Source organism: Streptomyces sp. NPDC051214 (genome assembly GCF_040682375.1).
Taxonomy (GTDB): domain Bacteria; phylum Actinomycetota; class Actinomycetes; order Streptomycetales; family Streptomycetaceae; genus Streptomyces.
Window position 1 is genome coordinate 133,362 of sequence record NZ_JBFBAT010000004.1, and the last position, 19,238, is coordinate 152,599.

General features: G+C 68.1%; 16 protein-coding genes. 10 read left to right on the forward strand and 6 right to left on the reverse strand.

Annotated elements, in window-relative coordinates:
- Positions 1 to 5: 5 nt before the first annotated feature.
- Positions 6 to 1,715 (reverse strand): AMP-binding protein, encoded by a 1,710-nt coding sequence (locus tag AB0M70_RS11830; RefSeq protein ID WP_365819042.1) that lies wholly within the window; start codon positions 1,713 to 1,715, stop codon positions 6 to 8.
- A gap of 113 nt (positions 1,716 to 1,828) precedes the next feature.
- Between AB0M70_RS11830 and AB0M70_RS11835 the strand changes: the two genes are divergently transcribed.
- Positions 1,829 to 2,665, forward strand: coding sequence for a helix-turn-helix transcriptional regulator (locus AB0M70_RS11835; RefSeq protein WP_365819044.1), 837 nt, complete (start codon positions 1,829 to 1,831; stop codon positions 2,663 to 2,665).
- Positions 2,666 to 2,789: 124 nt separating this feature from the next.
- Complete coding sequence (locus AB0M70_RS11840) at positions 2,790 to 3,437, forward strand: LysE family translocator (protein WP_365819046.1); 648 nt, start codon at positions 2,790 to 2,792, stop codon at positions 3,435 to 3,437.
- A gap of 59 nt (positions 3,438 to 3,496) precedes the next feature.
- Here AB0M70_RS11840 and AB0M70_RS11845 read toward each other — a convergent pair whose 3' ends face one another.
- Positions 3,497 to 4,675 carry a winged helix DNA-binding domain-containing protein gene (locus AB0M70_RS11845; RefSeq protein WP_365819048.1) on the reverse strand — a complete coding sequence of 393 codons (1,179 nt, stop codon included), beginning with the start codon at positions 4,673 to 4,675 and terminating at the stop codon, positions 3,497 to 3,499.
- A gap of 156 nt (positions 4,676 to 4,831) precedes the next feature.
- Here AB0M70_RS11845 and AB0M70_RS11850 point away from each other — a divergent pair, with 156 nt between their 5' ends.
- Together AB0M70_RS11850 and AB0M70_RS11855 are read left to right on the forward strand one after the other, a co-directional pair.
- Complete coding sequence (locus tag AB0M70_RS11850) at positions 4,832 to 5,998, forward strand: magnesium and cobalt transport protein CorA (protein ID WP_365819050.1); 1,167 nt, start codon at positions 4,832 to 4,834, stop codon at positions 5,996 to 5,998.
- A gap of 282 nt (positions 5,999 to 6,280) precedes the next feature.
- Positions 6,281 to 6,424, forward strand: coding sequence for a hypothetical protein (locus AB0M70_RS11855; protein WP_365819052.1), 144 nt, complete (start codon positions 6,281 to 6,283; stop codon positions 6,422 to 6,424).
- 509 nt (positions 6,425 to 6,933) lie between these two features.
- Here AB0M70_RS11855 and AB0M70_RS11860 read toward each other — a convergent pair.
- Positions 6,934 to 7,443, reverse strand: a complete 510-nt coding sequence (locus tag AB0M70_RS11860) for a hypothetical protein (protein WP_365819054.1) — start codon at positions 7,441 to 7,443, stop codon at positions 6,934 to 6,936.
- A gap of 369 nt (positions 7,444 to 7,812) precedes the next feature.
- Between AB0M70_RS11860 and AB0M70_RS11865 the strand changes: the two genes are divergently transcribed.
- The 3 genes from AB0M70_RS11865 (at position 7,813) to AB0M70_RS11875 (ending at position 13,549) form a co-directional block, all read left to right on the forward strand.
- Positions 7,813 to 9,753, forward strand: coding sequence for a hypothetical protein (locus AB0M70_RS11865; RefSeq protein WP_365819056.1), 1,941 nt, complete (start codon positions 7,813 to 7,815; stop codon positions 9,751 to 9,753).
- A gap of 247 nt (positions 9,754 to 10,000) precedes the next feature.
- On the forward strand, positions 10,001 to 12,136 hold the full coding sequence (locus tag AB0M70_RS11870) for a hypothetical protein (RefSeq protein ID WP_365819058.1): 2,136 nt from the start codon (positions 10,001 to 10,003) through the stop codon (positions 12,134 to 12,136).
- Between the two features lie 363 nt (positions 12,137 to 12,499).
- Positions 12,500 to 13,549: a hypothetical protein gene (locus tag AB0M70_RS11875; protein ID WP_365819060.1), complete on the forward strand. Its 1,050-nt coding sequence runs from the start codon at positions 12,500 to 12,502 to the stop codon at positions 13,547 to 13,549.
- A 67-nt stretch (positions 13,550 to 13,616) separates the two neighbouring features.
- Here AB0M70_RS11875 and AB0M70_RS11880 read toward each other — a convergent pair whose 3' ends face one another.
- The 3 genes from AB0M70_RS11880 to AB0M70_RS11890 all read right to left on the reverse strand — a co-directional run bounded on the left by AB0M70_RS11880 (position 13,617) and on the right by AB0M70_RS11890 (position 15,723).
- Positions 13,617 to 14,864, reverse strand: coding sequence for a site-specific integrase (locus AB0M70_RS11880; RefSeq protein ID WP_365819062.1), 1,248 nt, complete (start codon positions 14,862 to 14,864; stop codon positions 13,617 to 13,619).
- Positions 14,865 to 14,910: 46 nt separating this feature from the next.
- On the reverse strand, positions 14,911 to 15,228 hold the full coding sequence (locus AB0M70_RS11885) for a helix-turn-helix domain-containing protein (RefSeq protein WP_365819064.1): 318 nt from the start codon (positions 15,226 to 15,228) through the stop codon (positions 14,911 to 14,913).
- A gap of 210 nt (positions 15,229 to 15,438) precedes the next feature.
- The gene (locus AB0M70_RS11890) at positions 15,439 to 15,723 is read right to left on the reverse strand and encodes a helix-turn-helix transcriptional regulator (protein ID WP_365819065.1); all 285 of its coding nucleotides are present in this window, start codon (positions 15,721 to 15,723) and stop codon (positions 15,439 to 15,441) included.
- Positions 15,724 to 15,981: 258 nt separating this feature from the next.
- Here AB0M70_RS11890 and AB0M70_RS11895 point away from each other — a divergent pair, with 258 nt between their 5' ends.
- The 3 genes from AB0M70_RS11895 (at position 15,982) to AB0M70_RS11905 (ending at position 19,066) form a co-directional block, all read left to right on the forward strand.
- Complete coding sequence (locus AB0M70_RS11895; protein ID WP_365819795.1) at positions 15,982 to 16,866, forward strand: hypothetical protein; 885 nt, start codon at positions 15,982 to 15,984, stop codon at positions 16,864 to 16,866.
- Positions 16,863 to 17,579 (forward strand): ATP-binding protein, encoded by a 717-nt coding sequence (locus AB0M70_RS11900; protein ID WP_365819067.1) that lies wholly within the window; start codon positions 16,863 to 16,865, stop codon positions 17,577 to 17,579. The genes AB0M70_RS11895 and AB0M70_RS11900 overlap by 4 nt, the downstream gene beginning before the upstream one ends.
- 413 nt (positions 17,580 to 17,992) lie before the next feature.
- Positions 17,993 to 19,066 carry a DUF2637 domain-containing protein gene (locus AB0M70_RS11905; RefSeq protein WP_365819069.1) on the forward strand — a complete coding sequence of 358 codons (1,074 nt, stop codon included), beginning with the start codon at positions 17,993 to 17,995 and terminating at the stop codon, positions 19,064 to 19,066.
- Positions 19,067 to 19,238: the final 172 nt, after the last annotated feature.

Consider the following 19,238-nt stretch of genomic DNA (forward strand, 5'->3'; position numbering starts at 1 on the left):
CTCCCTCACCGGAAGTCCTCCTCGCGGTACTCGGCGTCGGAGCCCGCGGCCGTCGCCTCGCGCAGCTCGATCCGGCGGATCTTGCCGGAGACGGTCTTGGGAAGCGGCCCGAACTCGATGCGCCGCAGCCGCTTGTAGGGGGCGAGGACGGCGCGGGAGTGCTCGAAGAGGAGTTTCGCCGTGTCCGGCCCGGGTTCGTGTCCGGCGGCGAGGACGACGTACGCCTTCGGCACCGCGAGCCGCACCGCGTCGGGAGCGGGCACCACCGCCGCCTCCGCCACCGCCTCGTGCTCCAGGAGCGCGCTCTCCAGCTCAAACGGGGAGATCTTGTAGTCGGAGGCCTTGAAGACGTCGTCGGAGCGGCCCACGTACGTGATGTAGCCGTCGGCGTCCCGGGTGCCGATGTCACCGGTGCGGTAGTAGCCGCCGGCCATCGACTCCGCGGTGCGCTCCGGGTCGCCGTGGTAGCCGACCATCAGGCCGACCGGGTTCGTGGCGAGGTCGAGGGAGATCTCGCCCTCCGCCGCTCCCGGCGCGCCCGTCACCGGGTCGAGGAGTTCCACCACGAAGCCGGGCGTGGGGCGGCCCATCGAGCCCGGCTTCAGCCTCTGTCCGGGCGAGTTGGCGACCTGTACGGCGGTCTCCGTCTGCCCGAAGCCGTCCCTGATGGTGACGCCCCAGTCGCGCCGCACCTGGTCGATGACCTCGGGGTTGAGCGGTTCACCCGCGGCGACGACCTCGCGCGGCGGTGTCCGCAGCTGGGTCAGGTCGGCCTGGATCAGCATGCGCCACACCGTGGGGGGCGCGCAGAAGCTGGTGACGCCCGCTCGGTCCATCTCGGCCATCAGCCGGCCCGCGTCGAAGCGCGTGTAGTTGTGGATGAAGACCGTCGCCTCCGCGTTCCAGGGCGCGAAGAGGTTCGACCAGGCGTGCTTGGCCCAGCCCGGCGACGAGATGTTCAGGTGCACGTCGCCGGGCTTGAGCCCGATCCAGTACATCGTCGCCAAGTGGCCCACCGGGTACGACACATGGGTGTGCTCGACCAGCTTCGGGCGGGCCGTCGTGCCCGAGGTGAAGTACAGCATCAGAGGGTCGTCGGCGCGGGTGACTCCGTCGGGCTCGAAAACCTCCGGGGCGTCGTCCGCGCCCTCGTACGCGATCCAGCCGGGCACGTCGCCGCCCACCACGACGCGGGTGTAGTCGCCGGGCACGTCGTCGAACTTCGCCGCGTCCTCGGGACGCACGACCACATGCTTGGCCCGCCCTCGGTCGATGCGGTCGCGCAGGTCGACGGGGCCGAGCAGGGGCGTCGCCGGGATGACGACGGCGCGCAGCTTCATCGCGGCGAGGGCGATCTCCCAGAGCTCGACCTGGTTGCCGAGCATCACGACGACGCGGTCACCGGCGCGGACGCCCTGGGCGCGCAGCCAGTTGGCGACCTTGTCGGAGCGTGCGGACAGGTGCGCGAAGGAGAAGCGGGTGGTCGCGCCGTCCTCCTCGACGATGTGGAGAGCGGTCCTGTCGTTGTCCCGGGCGATGACGTCGAACCAGTCGAGCGCCCAGTTGAACCGCTCGGGCCGCGGCCAGGCGAAACCCTCGTACGCGGTCTCGTAGTCCTCCCGGTGCCGCAGCAGGAAGTCCCGGGCCGTGCGGAACTGTTCCGTGCCGGTGGCTCCACCAGCACCGCCGGTGCCCGCCGTGTCCGTCGTCGTCATCGTGCTCTCCTCGTCGCCGGGGTCATTGCCGGACGCTACGTAACATCGTGTAATTCGTGATGCAGGTCTCACCACCCCCGGACGGGGGTGTCCCGGAGCGAAAGGGCTGACGCGTGACGGCTGACGGAGGCGAGGCGGTCGAGATGCGGTCCGCGCTGCTGCGGCTGCGGCGCGGTACGGGGCTGCCGGTGGCCTTCGGCGGCCTGGTCGAGGGGCAGCGCCAGGTGCGGATCGGGGAGCTGACCGGCACCGGCACGCGTGCGCTGTGCGGCCTCGCGGTGTCCTCGGGGAACGGGCTCGGCGGCAAGGCGGTCGCGCTCTCGCGCCCCTGCGCGGTCACGGACTACCACGACTCGCGGCACATCAGCCATGAGTACGACAGTGCCGTGGCCGCGGAGGGGCTGCGCTCGGTGCTCGCAGTGCCGGTGGTGGTGCGGCGCAGGGTGCGGGGCGTGCTGTACGGGGCCCTGCGCTCGGCCCAGCCACTGGGCGACCGGACGCTGTCGGCTGCGGTGGCGGCCGCGCGGGACGTGGAGCAGGCCCTCGTCGTACGGGACGAGGTGCACGCGCTGATCGCGGCGGCGCGGGAGCCGCAGGCGGGCGCCGGGGCCGCCTGGGAGCAGGTCCGCGAGGCGCACGGCGCGCTGCGGGAACTGGCCCCGCGCATCGCCGACGCGGCCCTGCGGGCGGAGATACTGGCGGTGTGCGGCCGGTTGGCCTCGGCCGCGACGGTGCCGCCCGCCCGGGAGCGCGCGGTATGCCTGGCACCGCGCGAGGTGGACGTCCTCGCCTGCGTGGCCGGGGGCGCGACGAACGCGGCGACGGCGGAGCGGCTGGGCCTGCGGCCGGAGACCGTGAAGGGGTATCTGCGCTCCGCCATGCGGAAGTTGGGGGCGCATACGCGGCTGGAGGCGGTGGTGGCGGCGCGGAGGGCGGGGCTGTTGCCGTGAGCGGACCGCGGGGTGTCATCGAGGGCGGATCGCTGCGTGACACCGGGGGGCGGATCGCAGGGTGACGCCGAGGGCGTATTCCACGGCTGTCGGGGTTGAATGGGCCCTGGAGGGGGTGATGGGCATGGTGTCCACGGATCGTTTTCTCGCCTTCGCGGCCATGTCGCTGCTGGTCATCGTGATCCCGGGGCCGAGCGTCCTGTTCGTGATCGGGCGGGCCCTGGCCCACGGCAGGCGCACCGCCATGGCGACGGCGCTCGGCAACCTCCTGGGGTCGTACGCCCTGGTCGTCGCCGTCGCCTTCGGCGTGGGATCGCTCGTCGAGCGGTCGGCCGCGGTGTTCATGGCGGTGAAGCTGGCGGGGGCCGCCTACCTGGTCTTCCTCGGCGTGCAGGCCTTCCGGCACCGCAAGGAGATGCGGGCCGAGTCCATGGGGGCGGCGGCTCCCGGGGAGGCCCGTACGGACGTGCGCACGGTCCTGGACGGCGCACTCGTCGGCGTGACGAACCCCAAGGGCATCGTGTTCTTCGCGGCGGTGCTGCCCCAGTTCGTCGACCACTCGGCGGGGCATCTGCCCGCGCAGATGCTGCTCCTCGGACTTGTCCCGATCGGCATCGGGCTGGTCACGGACACGCTGTGGGGGCTTACGGCGTCCGCGGCCCGCACCTGGTTCGCGCGCTCGGAGCGGCGCCTGTCGATGATCGGCGGGGCCGGTGGGGTCACGATGATCGGGCTCGGGGTGACGGTCGCGGCGACGGGGCGGGCGGACTGAGGAGGGCGGGCGGACTGAGGAGGCCGGGGGACTGAGCCTCTCCCTCCCACCGCTGCCCCTCACCGGTCGATGACCGTCCCGAAGCGGATGTCGTACGTGGTCGGCGTAGCCCCCTGAGGCATCGGCTGATACATCGGCCCGCCCAGCAGCCGCTCGGCCTCTTCGGTCAGTTCGTGCCGCTGCGCCTTGGTCAGGGTGCCGAACGGCTCGACGGTGAGGACGCCGGAGCCCTGCGTCTCCTCTTCAACGCGCCACACACCCGCCAGGAAGCCGTCGGCCAGGAAGACGTTGTACGCGAAGTTGCCCTTCCAGGTGCGGCCCTTGTACTCGGCCGGCACGATCCGGGACCGGTCCGCGTGGGACAGGAGGAGATTGTCGAACTCGGGAAGGAAGCGCACCGGAGCAGGCGTGTCCGCGTCGGGGCGGGACGCGTCCGGGAGGTCGAAGAGTTCGACGCCGTTCTCGTCGCGGAACGTACGCAGTTGGGGCCGCAGCCGCTCGAAGGCCTCCCGCAGCCGCGTAAGACCCGCCCAGCTCTGCATGTCCTTGACCGAGGCAGGCCCGAAGGCGGCGAGGTAACGCAGCACGGTGGCGTCGGGCGTGGGCACCGGCTCGCTCGGGCGGCCGAGCCAGTGCTCGGCGGTGGTGAGCGCGACCTGCCCGCTGCGCCGCCACAGGCCGCGCGGGGTGACCTGGACCAGGGGAAGCGAGCAGCGGGCGGCGACGGCAAGGGACTGCGGGTCGGCGTCGGGCCAGCGGGGCAGCAGGATCTCCCGCAGCTGCTTCATCGTGCGGGGTTCCTCCTCGACGGCGGCGCGGGCGAGCGAGGCGAGCTCCCCCAGGTCGACGCCGGCCAGGCCCTTGCGGAAGGCGTGCAGCTCGCGGTCGCGCGCGCCCTGCACCAGGGGGCGCAGGGTGAGGGCGTCGTCGGCGGTGTGCAGATGGATGGTGGAGCGCATGGTGACGATGCGGACGAGGTCGCGCGAGGCGAGGAGCGCGGACAGGCTCTCGGGGTCGAACCCTTCCAGCCGGGCGGCGAGGGCGAAGTAGGGCGGCTTCACGTTCTGCGCCTGGAGGCCGAGGAGGTGCGTGACGGCGCCCTCGACGGAGAGGTCGGCCGAGCGGCGCAGGAGGAGTTGGCGGTCGAGGGTGGCGCGGTTGAGGGCGCGGGTGCTGAGTACGGGGGCGGGGTGCTTGACGGCGGCTGCCTTCGGCTGGGTACTCGGCGTGTTCGTCATGCTCCGCACGCTAGCGGGGCTTGCGGACATCTTCGGTCCGCAAGCACGCCGGACGAGGAAAGAGGACAGGCTCGCGTCATTTGGGGCGTATATCCTGCTTCGCATACTCTGCTTCGAGGCCACCCACAAGCACGTTCGACATCGGAGGCAGCCAGCATGGCGGAACGCCGGCCCCGGCCCGCACCGATCGCGAAGAGGCACGGCTGGCGCTGGACCGCCCCGGCCAAGGGCTCCTCGGCTGCGGGCAACGGGGACGCCGGAACCCCCGAGGCCGAGCCCGCGCCCCCCTCCCCGCCGGAAACGGCGAGCGTCGTACAGGCCGCGCTCTACCGTGACGGGGTCCGCGTCGCGACGCCCGCAAGCCTCGCCGACACCTTCCGGGAGCTGCGCGAGCAGCAGGACGGCATGGCGTGGATCGGTCTCGCGCGCCCCACGGAGGGCGAACTCCTCTCCCTGGCCGCCGAGTTCGACCTGCACGAGCTCGCCGTCGAGGACGCGATGGAGGCCCACCAGCGGCCGAAGCTTGAGCGCTACGGCGAGACCCTCTTCGTCGTCCTGCGCGCGGCCCGCTACCTGGACGCCCCGGAAGAGGTCGACTTCGGCGAGCTGCACGTGTTCGTGGGCCCGGACTTCGTCATCACGGTGCGCCACGGCGCCGCCCCGGACCTGACCGCCGTACGCCGCCGCATGGAGGAGAGCCCCGACCTTCTCCGGCTCGGCCCCGAGGCGGTCCTGTACGCGATCCTGGACGCGGTGGTCGACGGGTACGCCCCGGTCGTGGCCGGAGTCCAGAACGACATCGACGAGATCGAGACCGAGGTCTTCAGCGGCGACCCGGAGGTCTCGCGCCGCATCTACGAACTCTCCCGCGAGATGGTCGAGTTCCAACGGGCGACCCGCCCCTTGGTGGCCATGCTGCACTCCTTGATGGCGGGCTTCGCGAAGTACCGCACCGACGAGGAACTGCAGCGCTACCTACGCGACGTCGCCGACCACGTCACGCACACCAGCGAACGCGTCGACGGCTTCCGTCAGGCCCTCACCGACATCCTGACGGTCAATTCCACCCTGGTCACCCAGCAGCAGAACGCGGAGATGCGGGCGCTGGCGGAGGCGGGCTTCGAACAGAACGAGGAGATCAAGAAGATCTCCTCATGGGCCGCGATTTTGTTTGCTCCCACACTGGTGGGAACGATCTATGGGATGAACTTCGATGAGATGCCGGAGTTGCACTGGGCGTTCGGCTACCCGTTCGCGATCCTGCTGATGGCGGTGGTGTGCGTGAGCCTCTACTTCATCTTCAAGCGGCGGGATTGGCTGTAGCGGGGAGCCGAGAGACTTGACCAACTTCGCGGACGCGAATGGCTCTGAGTGCTCCGTCGAGCCCCCTGGGGAGAATCTGGGGAGAATCCGCGAGGCCAGGGAGCGGAGTACCCTCCGCGCCACCAGTCATTCCCTATGCATCACCCAGCCAAGTCCTCCCGCTTTCCCCCCGCTAGACGTCACTGAGCGTGCTGGTTGGAACCGATAGGTGTCGCCGCAGTAGGAAGGGCCCCCTGCACCGCACGTACGGCCCGCTACATCGAGATCCACGAGGACGGCACGGTGACCCACGGAGTTGACTGCGCTGCCTACGAGCGGGCGCTCGCCGGTCAGTCACACCTCTTCGCCGTCTGGCCCGGCGACTGGTCGAGCAACCTGCTCGTGATCGACGATCTGGACGGGTACCCCAAAGCCCACACGGACTGACTCGGGCGGGCTGCCACGAAACACCGCGGATGTAGCGGTCGAGGTGAAAGGGGTCGTGGCTCCTTATGACTACGAACCCCCTCGCTGCTCGTCTTCCGGTTCGTCCAACGCATACGGATGGACGTAGCGATCCTCGTTGAACGACTTGAACCAGCTCGCGAGGTCCATGGGAGCGCAATGCCGAGATACGCACCCACCGGGCTCTCGTCGATACCGTCCTCCGAGTCCTCGTACAGCCACTCGTGGTCCATATCCTCGTAGACCAGCTCAGAGAAACACTCCAAGGCACTCGACACCCCGTCGTCGAGCAGCCCGAACATCTCCAACGTCACCTCGGAGGTGGTCAGCAGCAGCCGCAGTGCCAATTCCTCAGCAAATCAGCTCAGTTGCTGGAAACTGCCCTCGCTGAAGCGCGTGGTGAGGGCCATGGCCGTCGCCAGGAACCGGCATGCGAAGCGTGCGTCGTACTGCAAGGCGCAACGCGGAGGCAGATCGTCGAGCAGCCATAGCTACTGATCGCACTCTGCGACGTTCGTTTCTTCCGAGTCCAAGGCGAAGGTGTCCTGGAACAGCTCGTCCAAGAGGACATCGATCGCCCAGACCAACGCTCCCGCCGCCAGCTCCGCATCCGCGAGCGACACCGCATAGGCGGAGGTGTCCGCGTCGTAGCCCTCGTCCTCCTCGTCGACGGCGCCGAACATCCCCGGCTCGAAGGCCCGCAGCCGCACGGCCAGGGCACGCATCCTGCGCTCCGCGATCTTCGCCTCGGCAGCTGCACGCGCCGGGTCGACTGCGGTGTCGGCGCCGGGCTCGGTCAGCTGCGCGCGTCGGGCTTCCACGTCTGCCGGTGATGCGTCCGGGCCGTCAGCGGCGTCCAAGCTCTTCTTCGCGAGGTCGGGGTGGAGTTCGACCTCGCACCGCTCCACTGTCCAGTCGGCGAGGAGCTCCGATCGTTCGAGTACTTCCTCCACCAGCGAGCGGACAGCCTGCTCGGCGAATTCCAGGGCCGGGGCATCCACGAACACCTTCGTAGAGCGCCGCGGGGATAGACCCCCACGAATGTGTCGTCGGCCCATGCCTCCACTCCGTCCGGGCCTTCGAGCGACTCGATCGCGTTGAAGCCTTCCTCCAGGAGGGTCACGGCACCGACCCGGTGGAGCTCGTCCATCTCCGGGGCGCCGCTCGGGATCTTCGTATCCACCGTCACTCCATACGTCACGGCGCCCAGCCTGGCAGGGCTCGACTCAGCCTGCGGCTACAACGCCAATTCACCTTGCCTCAGTTAATTTCGATCGCTTGGGCTCATCATTCCCAGGCTCAGGCCACGAGCTGTCAGTGCCGTGGTCCACCATGGAAGAAGTCCAGCCAAACCGACCCGTGGGGACCTCATGACCAATGACGAGCCGCGTTCCGGGCTCCCCTTCGCATTCCTGCATGTGATCGCCGCGGAGGCCGCCCCTGACTCCCCGCCCATCCGCATGGCGGTAGAAAAGGGGCAGGAGCTGCCAGCAGGCCGTGACCGCGACGACCTCCTGCTGGCTCTGCTGCGTGGCGCCCTCAGCGAATTGGCTCCCGAGTGGATGCTCAAGGCCGCTGCGGACAGCGACTTGCAGAAGGAGAGCTCGCCGTACGGTGGCCCCTCGACGAATCTGACCGCCGCGGCGCTCGGGCACCCCTCCTGCACGGACGCACTCCGGGAGGAGACGCTGAGGCGCTGCTCCGTGTCGCAGCTCGGTGTGCTCGGCCGCGAACGATGTGGCGAGGCGCTGGCTCAGGCCATCGTGGCCGAGCTCCAGAGTCGCGGGCCGCACGGGCAGCCGATGACGCCGGAACTCCTGGAGGAACCCGGTGCCGCGCAGTTGGTCCTTCGCGAGGCCAGTCTGCACGATGCCGTGTTCTTTGCCGCCCTCGGTCTTCTCCCGGCCCCTCCCAGCCACGATGACAGATCCGAAACGGACGATGTCATGGAGTGGTTCGACAAGTACATGGCTGCTCAGAAAGCTTGGGAGACGATGTGGAAACACGTGGTGACACTCCACACTCGTCGGCACGGGCAACTGATCGAGTGGGCAAAGGGTGGCCACGCCGACCCCATCATCCGTAGGCACCTCCTCGGCACCGTCCCTTGGGACGTCGAACCCCTTTTGTTGGAGCGGGTCGCCACCGATCACCTAAAGGCGTTCGCAACCAACGAGCTGGTCACTCGTCTGTGCCGGAAGCTGAGGGATGGTGCGTCCGAGGGGGAAGTGCTCTCTCACCTCGCTGACGAACACGACGACCTGGAGTCCGAGAGCCGCCGTCGCGTCGAGTACTTCCTCACAGACGACTCCGGCAGGCTGCAGAAGGTCGGCCTGCGCTCCGCGGTATCTTGGGCAGAATCGGCAGCGGACGGTCCTTGGCGCTACATCCTCACTCCCTCCGAAGCGAAGACTCGTTACGGTGAACCACAGACCTGGCTTGCGTCAGACGAGTTACTCGCCTCGCTCGGCCAGCGCTTCGCGACCGCAGCAGTCAAGGCCCTGCGGCTCTGGGAGCCCGAGCCGGAACCCAGCCGCCCCGCGCTCCGGGACCTGCGCTGGGTGCACGCCATGCTGCTGCACCTTCCTCACGTATCAGAGGAGGTCAAAGAGCAGGCACGCGCAGTGGTCCGCCACGTCCGTCCGCGTTCCCGCAGCCGATGGGAGTACCACGACTACGCCGAGCAACGTGCCGATGAACAGCTCACCGAGATGCGCGCCGCCATCGAACGGATTCTGGGCGATCTCGCCACGGCAGCATGCAACTCGGCGCTCAGAGACCCTGAGCAGGTCACCGTGGGAGACCTCAGCCGCGCCTCTGAAGAGGTGCTGCTCGACTACCTGACCCGGCATGCCGGCAATGACACCCTCGTCGAGAAAACCCTGCTCTCCTTCGCCTCGCATACGTACAGGCCGAAGCTCTCCTTCTCGGACGTCTTGGCGCGCCATTCCGCACCAGAGGCGGCCCTTCTTCGCATCACCACGGACCTGCGCAGGCATCTCGGAGGAGGACCCAATCTCCGGGAGACATGGGCCCGGCAAGTGCTGTCGTTGAAGGACTGCACACCAGAACTCATACGCGCCCTTCCCGCATGGACTGTCCTCACGGTCGGAAGCGACCGGTACAAGAGTGCCCACAAGGCTGTCGCCACAGTCGTGTTGTCCGCACTCGGCGACAAGGACGAAGCATGGTCACGCTTCGCCAGCAGTCCGGCCTCATACTCCGGTCCGACCGCATGGCTTCGGCTCGGTGACCTCCTCGATGCCTCAGTACACGGCACTAGGTGGCCGAAGCCGCCCAACCCCAAATGAACTGATCATGCCATGCCGCGCAAGCTTCCTCACGCAAGGCAGCGGGTAACCAGGGCGGCAGCCGATCGGGGCAAGGGCATCGAAGGAGTCAGCCGCGTCGGTACATACGGCAGCGACGTCCCATTTCCCAGCGAGATGATCTCTTCGAGTTCCGTGCTCTCGACGCCCAGATCCCGAGGCGCGCGGCCCGACATTGCGCCGGGCGACGAGCAGCAACAGGCATAAGGTACACGTAGCATGAATTTTCATGGACCTCGTGGCACGCGTACGTCGCGCATTGGGCGAACAGGCTATCCACCCAACAGAGTTTGAGCGCTGTGCCTGCGCGCTCCTGCAATCGCAGTACCCGGGTCTATCCGCGGTTGAGGGTGGGCATGATTTCGGCCGCGATGCCGATATCTATTTTCCGTGGGGCTCCCACGACGTGGATGCTCGCGGGCGTCTGCTCGTTACTTCCGGTGATCCGGTGGCGAATCTACGCAGGGGCCTTCGCCGAATGCATGAAGAGAACGTGCAGGCCGATCTGATCGTAATGGCATGCTCACAGCCGGTTGATGCGACGCGGCGCGCGAGTCTGGATCGACTGTGTACAGAACGCGACCTCCCAAAGCCGCACGTCTATGCCCAGGACTGGTTCGCTACCCGCCTCGCCAAAGAGCCGTCGTGGAGGTTCAGCCTCCTCGGTATCAAAGGCGAGCTGGGTGCTCTTCTTGATCGGCCGCTGGATCTGCCGGAGGACCTGGCTGATCGAACCGACTTCCTCGGACGGGAAGCCGATCTGACGACGCTTGCTGAGGCTGTCGCCCAAGGTCATGATGTCGTGCTCGTGGGCGTGCCTGGTGTGGGTAAGACGCGGCTCACCACCGAATTGGAAGGTCAGGTCGCATACCTCGAGCAGGCGCAAGCAGAGCGCATTCTGGATGAGTTGCTGGAAGCGCGGCCCGCTGCCGTCGTCGTGGACGACGCTCACATTCGACTCGATGAGATGCGTGTGCTGCGGCGGGCGCGCCAGAGGGTGGAGCATGCGTTCGCAATCGTCGCGTCCACCTGGCCCGACAGGGCAGACGAGGTAGGCGCAGCCCTTCCCGGACATCTGCGCGTCGACGTTGACCTGTTGGAGCGATCCGACATGAACAGACTGGTCACCTCGCTGGGCGTCACCGGCCACCGAGCCCGGCAGGTGGTTCTCGACCAGGCGGTCGGGCGGCCGGGCTGGGCGCTCACCTTGTGCGAGATGTTCGCCAAGGGCGAGGGCGAACAAGTGGCCAGCGGCGCAGCGCACCTGGAGAACGTGGAACGCCACCTCCGCCGTATCACCGAGTCCGAGACGGCCGTGGATACCTTGGCCTGTGTAGCTGCCCTGGGAGGGGCATCCGCTGAGGCGCTGTACGCGCTCGCGCCGCTCGTCGGAGAGCCGCCGGCCAGAATGTCCAGTCTCATGGAGCGTCTCGCCCGTAATGGCCTGGTTGAGACTGTCAACGGCGTCTGGCGCCTGCAACCAGCGCTACGTGCATCGTTGATCGCAAAGTGGTTCTTCACGCAGCCAGCCTGCAGACCGTGGTCCACTCTCTGGGCCGCCTTCCCAGACCGGCACCGCGACCTCGCCTCCGCCGTGATCGCCGCCGCCCAGGTCTCAGCCTCCCCTGACGCTCGGATGGCCGCCGATGCCTGGGCCCACACGCTGCCCGCACCAACCTATTGGGACACCGGAACCTTCGCTGTAGTGTCCGAATATGCCCGACTGGACCTGAGAGCCGCGCAATTCGCTGTCGCCCAGGCCCGTACAGTCCTCGCCAGCCCGCGCGAGACGGAGCAGTTGTACGGGATCACTGTCGATCCGCAGGGGGACGCTGCTGCCCGTCAACTCGCACAGTCAGCAGCCCAGTATCTGCTGCCCGAAGCAGTAACCGGTCTGCTCGACCTCGCCGTGGGAGACGACCGGCCGCGCCACTCCACCGCAGAGCACCCACTGCGCGTGCTCTGCGACGTGGCCAACGTCATCGACCCAGACTTCGGCACCACATTCGAAATCCGAGCGCTCTTGCTGCGCCCAGTGCTGGAGTGGCTGCGCACTCACCGAGCCGCACCGCACTGGGCCGTGGCAAGCGAGGTGCTGGCGAGCATCTTCGCCGTTGAGACCTCTGGAAACTGGACTGATCCGGGTGATCCGAACACGGTTACCCTCGCCCGAGGCGTCGAAAGCGCCGACAATCTGACGCGCCTCATCTCCTTGTGGAAAGAGGTCGGGCCGACTCTCACGGAATCCGAAGTACAGGATGGCCTGAGTAGTGCCCCGGCTGCGGTCGTTCCACTGTTGGAGCTGGCAGGCTCATGGGCAAGGCTCGGCGAAGGGTTCGTGCCACACAACGGCGAACCGAGCTAGGGGCAAAAACGCCAGGGGGCGGAAGGCGGAGCGCTCATCCTGACCACGCTGTATCCCCTACTCCAGACCCATCCCGGTCTGGCCCTCCGCGCCCGGCGAATGCTCAACGCTGCATACGCCCGCAGCGGCGACTTCAACCGCGGACTACCGGCGCTGGCCGTCGACCCTGACTTGGAGTCTTTCACCGGCTGGAGTCGTTGGGACGACATGGGCCCCCGGGAGGAAGCTGCACAAGGCCGGGCCCTCGCAGTGGAAGCTCTCGCACGGAAGGTCGCAGCACTCGGACCACTCGACGGAACAGCGAGGTTCGAAGAGCTGGTTGAGCAAGCCGAACTTGCGGGGGATCGTGGGGGAGGCATCTGGGTGGCCGACCGAATGGTGCCTCACCTCGCCGATCCCGCTGCTTGGCACGCAGCCGCGACCGCGGCTCGCAGTCCGCTTATGGTGCACGCCGCATTGACCCGATGGCTCACAACCTCCCCCCACACGTTGTCGACGGATGTCCTCACCGCTGCGCTGGATGATCCTCGCTTCAGGATCGGCGTCATCTCGACTGTCCTCGGACGAGGTGACGACGACGAGGCGGCTGAGTTCGTGATCGGGGCGATGCGTTCCGAGGACGCCTGGCTACTCGACTCCCTATTCATCCAGGACGAGCCGAACGCGGTACTGCATCATCTACTGCTTCACCCGGTTCCTGCGATCGCCAGCAGCGCGGCGATCGCCTTCGCCGTCGGCCAACCGCACGGCCCCGCACTGCCAGCAGCCTGGCGCCCTGACTGGCGTGACGCCGTGCAGCATCTGCGTCCCGAGGACCTGTCCCAGCATGACCGCTGGCGCGCCGGTCAGTTGCTCGGCCATCTAGCCGACCACGATCCTGACCTGCTCGAGATCTGGTACACGGAACGGCTCGACGAAATGGCCGACCGTGGCTTCTTCGTCGCGCCTGAGCCCCACGGCTGCGAGCTCCACCTAGAACGCCTTCCACAGGAGCATCGCTACCGACTTACGGTCCGCTGCATCAGCCTTCCGCGCATCGGTCACAGTCCGCTCATCCAACTTATCGGAACAGACCGTGACTTGGCGGAGCGTCTGCTCCGGGACCGCGCTGTCACTCCGGACAACCTCCTCGAAACCCTCGTGGGGCAACGTAACGAGACCTTGGAACGCCTCGGCCCGCTCCTCCTCGGCCACGGGGTAGCTCCCGCTCACATCGCGGCCAACGTCGCCTGGGTCGACTCCTGGTGGGGTGAGGACTCTGCCAGACATCAGCACCTCATCGACTACTTCGTCTCCCTCGCAACCCGGGTCCCTGAACTCGCCTCGGTCGCGACAGCGGGTCTGGCCCAGCAAGAGGAGCAGCTGCGGGAGGCAGAACGCAGGGAGCGCGCTGCGCGAGTACGGGGCCTGTAATCGAGACTGGCAGATGACACAGCAAGAGGCGTGGCACAGCGTGTGCTGTGCCACGCGTCCACTTCCCTCACGCGCTGGCGAGGTTCTCTGGAACATACCGAGGAACCACCCCGAGCAAGGCGTCGACGGCCGCTCGCCCCTTCCCGCCGGCCTCCGGCATGAAGTGGGCGTAGTGGTCGAGGGTGATGGTCGGGCTGGAGTGGCCGAGCCAGCGGGCCAAGGTGACGACGGACTCGCCCGCTTCGAGGATCATCGAGGCGAAGGTGTGCCGGAGCACGTGGAATCCGTCCTTGCGAGACGCCTTCCAGCGCTTGCCCTTCTCCCGCATGGGGATGACCCCTGCCGCAGCAAGAGCGGGCTTCCAGACCTCGTCGTTGAAGATGTTGGCGCGCAGCGCGTTGCCGTACGTCGTCGTCAGGACGAGCGGGAAAGTCTGCTTTTCCCGCTCCGGCTCCGGGCCGCCCCACGGCAACTCGACCTCGGCGGCCGGGTACTGCAGGAAGTGCGCCGCCAGCTCGGCAGCGACGGAGCCGGGCATGTCGACGATGCGCGTCTTCCCGCCCTTGGGCAAAGTGAAGTACAAACGGCCGTTGAGTAGTTGGACCTGTCGGCGTACGCGGATGATCCCGCGCTGGAAGTCGACGTCCTCCGGCGAGAGACCAAAGACCTCTCCCTGCCGCAGCCCACAGCCGAGTGCGACCACGACCGCGATGCGGTAGCGCGTTCTGATCGCGTCCCGCATGCGCTGCGCGGTCTCCAGCGGCCACGCCTCCCGCTGGTCCTCCGGCACCTTGGGCCACCGCACCGACTTGGCACGCATCGGATTGCGTACCAGGCGCTTGTCATCGATGGCTGTCTCGAAGATGTTCGAGAGGGTCGTGAGGATCTGCCTGGCATAGCGCGGTGCGCATTCGGCTTCGAGCGTGGCGATGTAGCTGCGCAGGACGGTCGCGGAGATGTCTCTCAGTCCCACCGTGCCTAGGTACGGAAGGATGTGGAGGCGTACGCGCTCGTCGACGCGCTTGATCGTGCCGGGCGCGCCCCGTACGCCCTCCTTCCAAAAGCGGGTGACGTAGTCCGCTAGCGCGATGGAACCGTCACGCGGGTCGACGAACTCACCGCGCTCGCTGTCGGTTCCAGACCTGCGCAACCACGCCTTGGCGTCCTCCAGCGTGTCGAACGACATGTCCCGGACGCCGGGGATCCCGGAGACGCGGTATCGCGAACCCTTCCCATAGCGGGCAGTGCGCTCCCGCTTGCCGCTGGTGGGGTCCTTCTTCTTGTTGATCCAGCGGTCTTCGATGTAGCCGGCCAAGTATTTCCTTACGTTCGGGGGTGGGAGTGCCGTTGACGCTGAGGCGTCAGGCCGTGGCCGAGTAGCCTGCGCGACGCTGCGGGGCCGCACTCACGGGATCCAGGGCCGGGTTCGAGCGCGAGTCGGCCTGCTCCTGCTCGCGTATCCAGGCATCGAGCGCATCGAGCCGGTACGTCACACGCCCACGGGCACCCATCCGGAAGCTCGGCGGTCCCTGCCGACGGTGCCGCCAGACGTAGAGCGTGCGAGGCGAAAGGCCGAGGTAGGCAGCCGCTTCCCGCACGCCGAGAAATGCGCGGTCGACGGCGGTGGAATGCGAGAGGGCGAAAGAACGAGCGGAGGGAAGCGTGACGATTTCAGGCAAGAGGGATCCTTCAATGTGGAACACAATTAGGTACGGCTTGTCACGGCGACTGAAGCCGTGCGTCGCGACAGACCTTTCCTGAAGGCCCCCTGTTTCCACTCGCCGTAGATCCTGCTGCACGAAGATTCACGGAACGCGTGGAAACGGGGGACTCGCTGGGAGGTTCAATGATGCGGAGAATCGCCGGTTTGGGTAACCGGCGATCGTCGGCTATGTTGCGCCCGCGCTGACCGGCTCCAGGGGCTCGGCGGGACCGCCGAGGAGCGCGCAGGGGGAGACACCGAGGGCGGCGGCGATGGCGACGAGATCGTCGATGTCGCAGCGTCGGACCCTGCGTTCGATGCGAGAGAGCGCGGTGAAGGTCATGCGCCAGCCCTGAGCGGTGACGCGAGTGGCGAGCTGACGCTGGGAGTAGCCACGGGCGGTGCGGGTGCGCACGAGGGCGCGGGCGGCGGCCTGTCCCGCGGGCCCTATTTCAAGAGGATGTGGGGGCATGGTTGTGTTGTAGCTTCCGCTCGCCCCTTTACGGAAGCGCTATTCGTCTGCCGTGAGCGATGCGCCGATCGACGGTGATTTCGACAACCGGGATTCTGGGGCTACGGTATTTGCCCCGCACGGAAGTAGTACAGAGTTTGTGAACCAACTCTGGACTTTCGCGCCGTGGGTGTGGCTGTGTTGTCCACGCCCCCCAGCACAAACCTCCCCCGCTCCCGAATTCCCTGACCCGATTCACGACGAAGGTGGTCGAACGACATCGCCCGAATCCGCACCATCAAGCCCGAGGCGTTCGCGTCCGAGTCCTTGGCATCCGTCTCCCTCTCCGCCGAGCGGACCTTCTTCGGCCTGCTCACCCAGGCCGACGACCACGGCCGGTATCGCGACCAGGCCGCCGTCATAGCCGGCCTGCTGTGGTCCCTGCGCCCCGAGCACGGGCCCATGGGCGTCGAGGACGACCTCAACCAGCTCGACACCGCCGGCCTGATCTGCCGATACGAGGGCGTGGACGGGAAGCGGTACCTGCACGTCGTCACCTTCGCCCAGCACCAGAAGGTCAACCGGCCCAGCGGCGTCCGACATCCCGATTGCCCGCACCACGATCTCGACCTGACGCGTGAGTCCGCACCGCCTACGCGCGGAGCCCTCACCGAGCCCTCCGCGCAGGCTCTCGGAGGAGGTAAGGAAGGCTCCGTGAGCCACGAAGGCGCAGGTCAGAACGGATTCCTTGAGCCCTCACCACGAACGCGGGAGCAAGCGGTGAGCACTCACGGTCCGGATCTAGGACCTAGGAACAGGGATCTAGGATCTACTCCGTTGGGGGGCGCAAGCGCCCACGCACCCGAGACCATCTCGGCCAAGACCCTCATAGGCGAGTACGCCGCCGCCTGCCCCAATCGGCCTCCCAGCAGCTTCCTGGGGCATCTCGGCAAACAGACCGCCCAGTTGCTCGCCGATGGCATCGAGGCGGCGCACGTGCGCGCCGGGCTTGAGCGGCTGCGTGCCAAGGGCCTGCACCCCAGCGTGCTGCCGAGCCTGGTCAACGAGGCCATGAACCCGCCCACGGCGAGCGGCACGTCCGCAGGGCACCGGCCGTGGACCAACCCGATCGACGCGCAGTCCGCGTACGGGGGTGAGCTGTGAGCACGAAGACATCTGCCCGCGAGCCACGCCAACTGGGCGGCGCCGTGGCCAAGCTGGAGGCGATCCTGGCCTCCCGCGACATCGACCTCACCGCCGTGGTCGACGCGACGCCATCGCCGGAACCGGTGACCGCTCTGGAGCTGGCCGCCGCCCGCATCCCGCGACGCTACCGCGACGCCCTGGCCGACCACCCCGACGTATCGCCCTGGGTCGAGGAGATCGCGGCTGCCGGACGACCGGGGCCGGGCGGCGCACCGGGCATCGCCTACGGGCCCTCGCTGCTGATCGCGGGTCCTACCGGCACCGGCAAGACCTATCAGGCGTACGGCGCCATCCGCTCGCTGCTCGGCGCCGGAGTCCGGCTGCGCTGGGAGGCCATCACCACCGCCGAACTGCACGCCACCCTGCGGCCACGCCAGGGCCACGACGGCGAACGCCGCTTCCAGGAACTGGCCCGCAGCCCGCTGCTGCTGCTCGACGACCTCGGCGCCGCCAAGGCATCGGAGTGGACCGAGGAGCTGGCCTACCGGCTCATCGACCACCGGTACGTCCACGAGCTGCCCACCCTCATCACCACCAACGTCCCCATCGCCGACCTGCGGACCGCCGTAGGCGACCGCGTCGCCTCCCGCCTCGCCGAGATGACCCGCCGCGTCATCCTCGACGGCCCCGACCGCAGGCGCGGCACAAGCACCGGCACGCACGGGTATTGACAGGCCCTTGCTCCCTGCGCTGCCTGAGCCGCCTCGTCGACAGCAACCTGGCCACCATGGTCGGCTGCGTCACCGGAGGGCCGAGGGCAGGCAGCAGACCCGCTTCTGCGCCTCCTCCCGCCGCCTGACCACCGTCGGCCTGAGCCCTGACCGGCCCGCGTGGAGCGATCACGCCCGCGTGTACGCCCCTCCGTGCCCCCTCACTCCCACCCCACAAGTCCCACTTCCCCCTGGAGTCCTCCGCCTTGCACTCCCCTACCCCGAGCGCCCGGGCAGCCGTACACGGAAGCCGCAGCGTCCGCGCCGGCATCACCCTGCTCCCGCTCTCCCCCGGCCGCCGAGGACGAGACCCTCGCCAACGTGATGATGCTGGCGATGCTCGCCGAGCACCCAGGCCAGCTGAGGGTCCTCGCGTGAACCGCAAGGGACGCATCACCCTTGTCATCGGCCTGGTGGCCGTCGTCCTCATGGCCTTCCGCGTCTCGTGGAACGCGCTGTCCGACGTGGCCCGCGCCATCGGCGCAGACTCCACCGCCGCTCTGCTCTATCCGATCGTGGTCGACGGGCTGATGGCCCTCGCGCTCATCGCCACGCTCGTGCTGACCGGTCCCGGCCGGAAGTTCGCGCTGCGGGTCCTGGCGGCCTACGCGATCGCCAGCCTCCTGCTGAACTATGTGCACGGCCTCATTCCAGCCCTGCACACCACGTCGATCCAGCAGGGCCGACTGACCGACTGGGACCCCGCGAACTGGGCCCTCGTCCTGCTGGCGACCTCGCTCCCGGTCGGGTCGATCTACTTCGGATCGGATCTCGTGGCGAAGGTGCTGCACCACACCCCCGAGTCGGCCGACCCAGCCGAAACGGCCTCCGCCCAGCCGGTTGGCCAGCAAGCTGACGAGTCGGCTGGTCGGCAAGCCAACGAGCAGGCTGCCCGGTCGGCATCTGACCAGGCTGAATCCACCCCCGAGCAGCTGACTGAGTCGACCCCTCTGAAGGTCGCCGAGGCGCCCGTGACGAGGCCGACCGAGACCGACGAGTCGGCCCCCGCCCCCGCTGCCCGACCGTCCCGGTCGGCTGCTGTAGCGGAGTCGACCGGAGCCATCCCGCGTCGGGCGACCGGTCGGGTCCCCGTCACCAAGTCGACCACCGACCGCACCCGCACCAACGTCGAAGTCCTCGACGAGGCCAGACTCCTGACCGCCGCCTGGAGCGATAACCAGCTGACCGCCGAGCGTCTGCGCAACGAACTACGGATCGGCCAGAAGCGAGCCCGCGTCCTGCGTGACCAGCTGCAGACCGAGCGCACCGGCCGGGCCGAGCCTGTCGCGTACGACGGCTTCGCGGCCAAGCCTCTCGACGGACTCGACGAAGCCGCCTCCCAGCAACAGGGCGAACCCAACGCGCCTGACGACGACGTCTTATTCCCCACGTTCACCTCATCCTCGCGGTCCACCCCGCGCCCCTCGGGATGCAGCGCGGGGAGATAGAAGCCAGACGCAGCGAGATCCTCAACACCATCACCCCGCGGAGATCCGACCCATGCACAACGCGCACCACAAATCCCTTGCGGCTCAGCAACAGACGACCACCACCCCCGTCACACGCGCAGCAAGTTGTCGGGTAAGGAGTCCTTACCCGGCCTCCACCCCACAGGGGGCG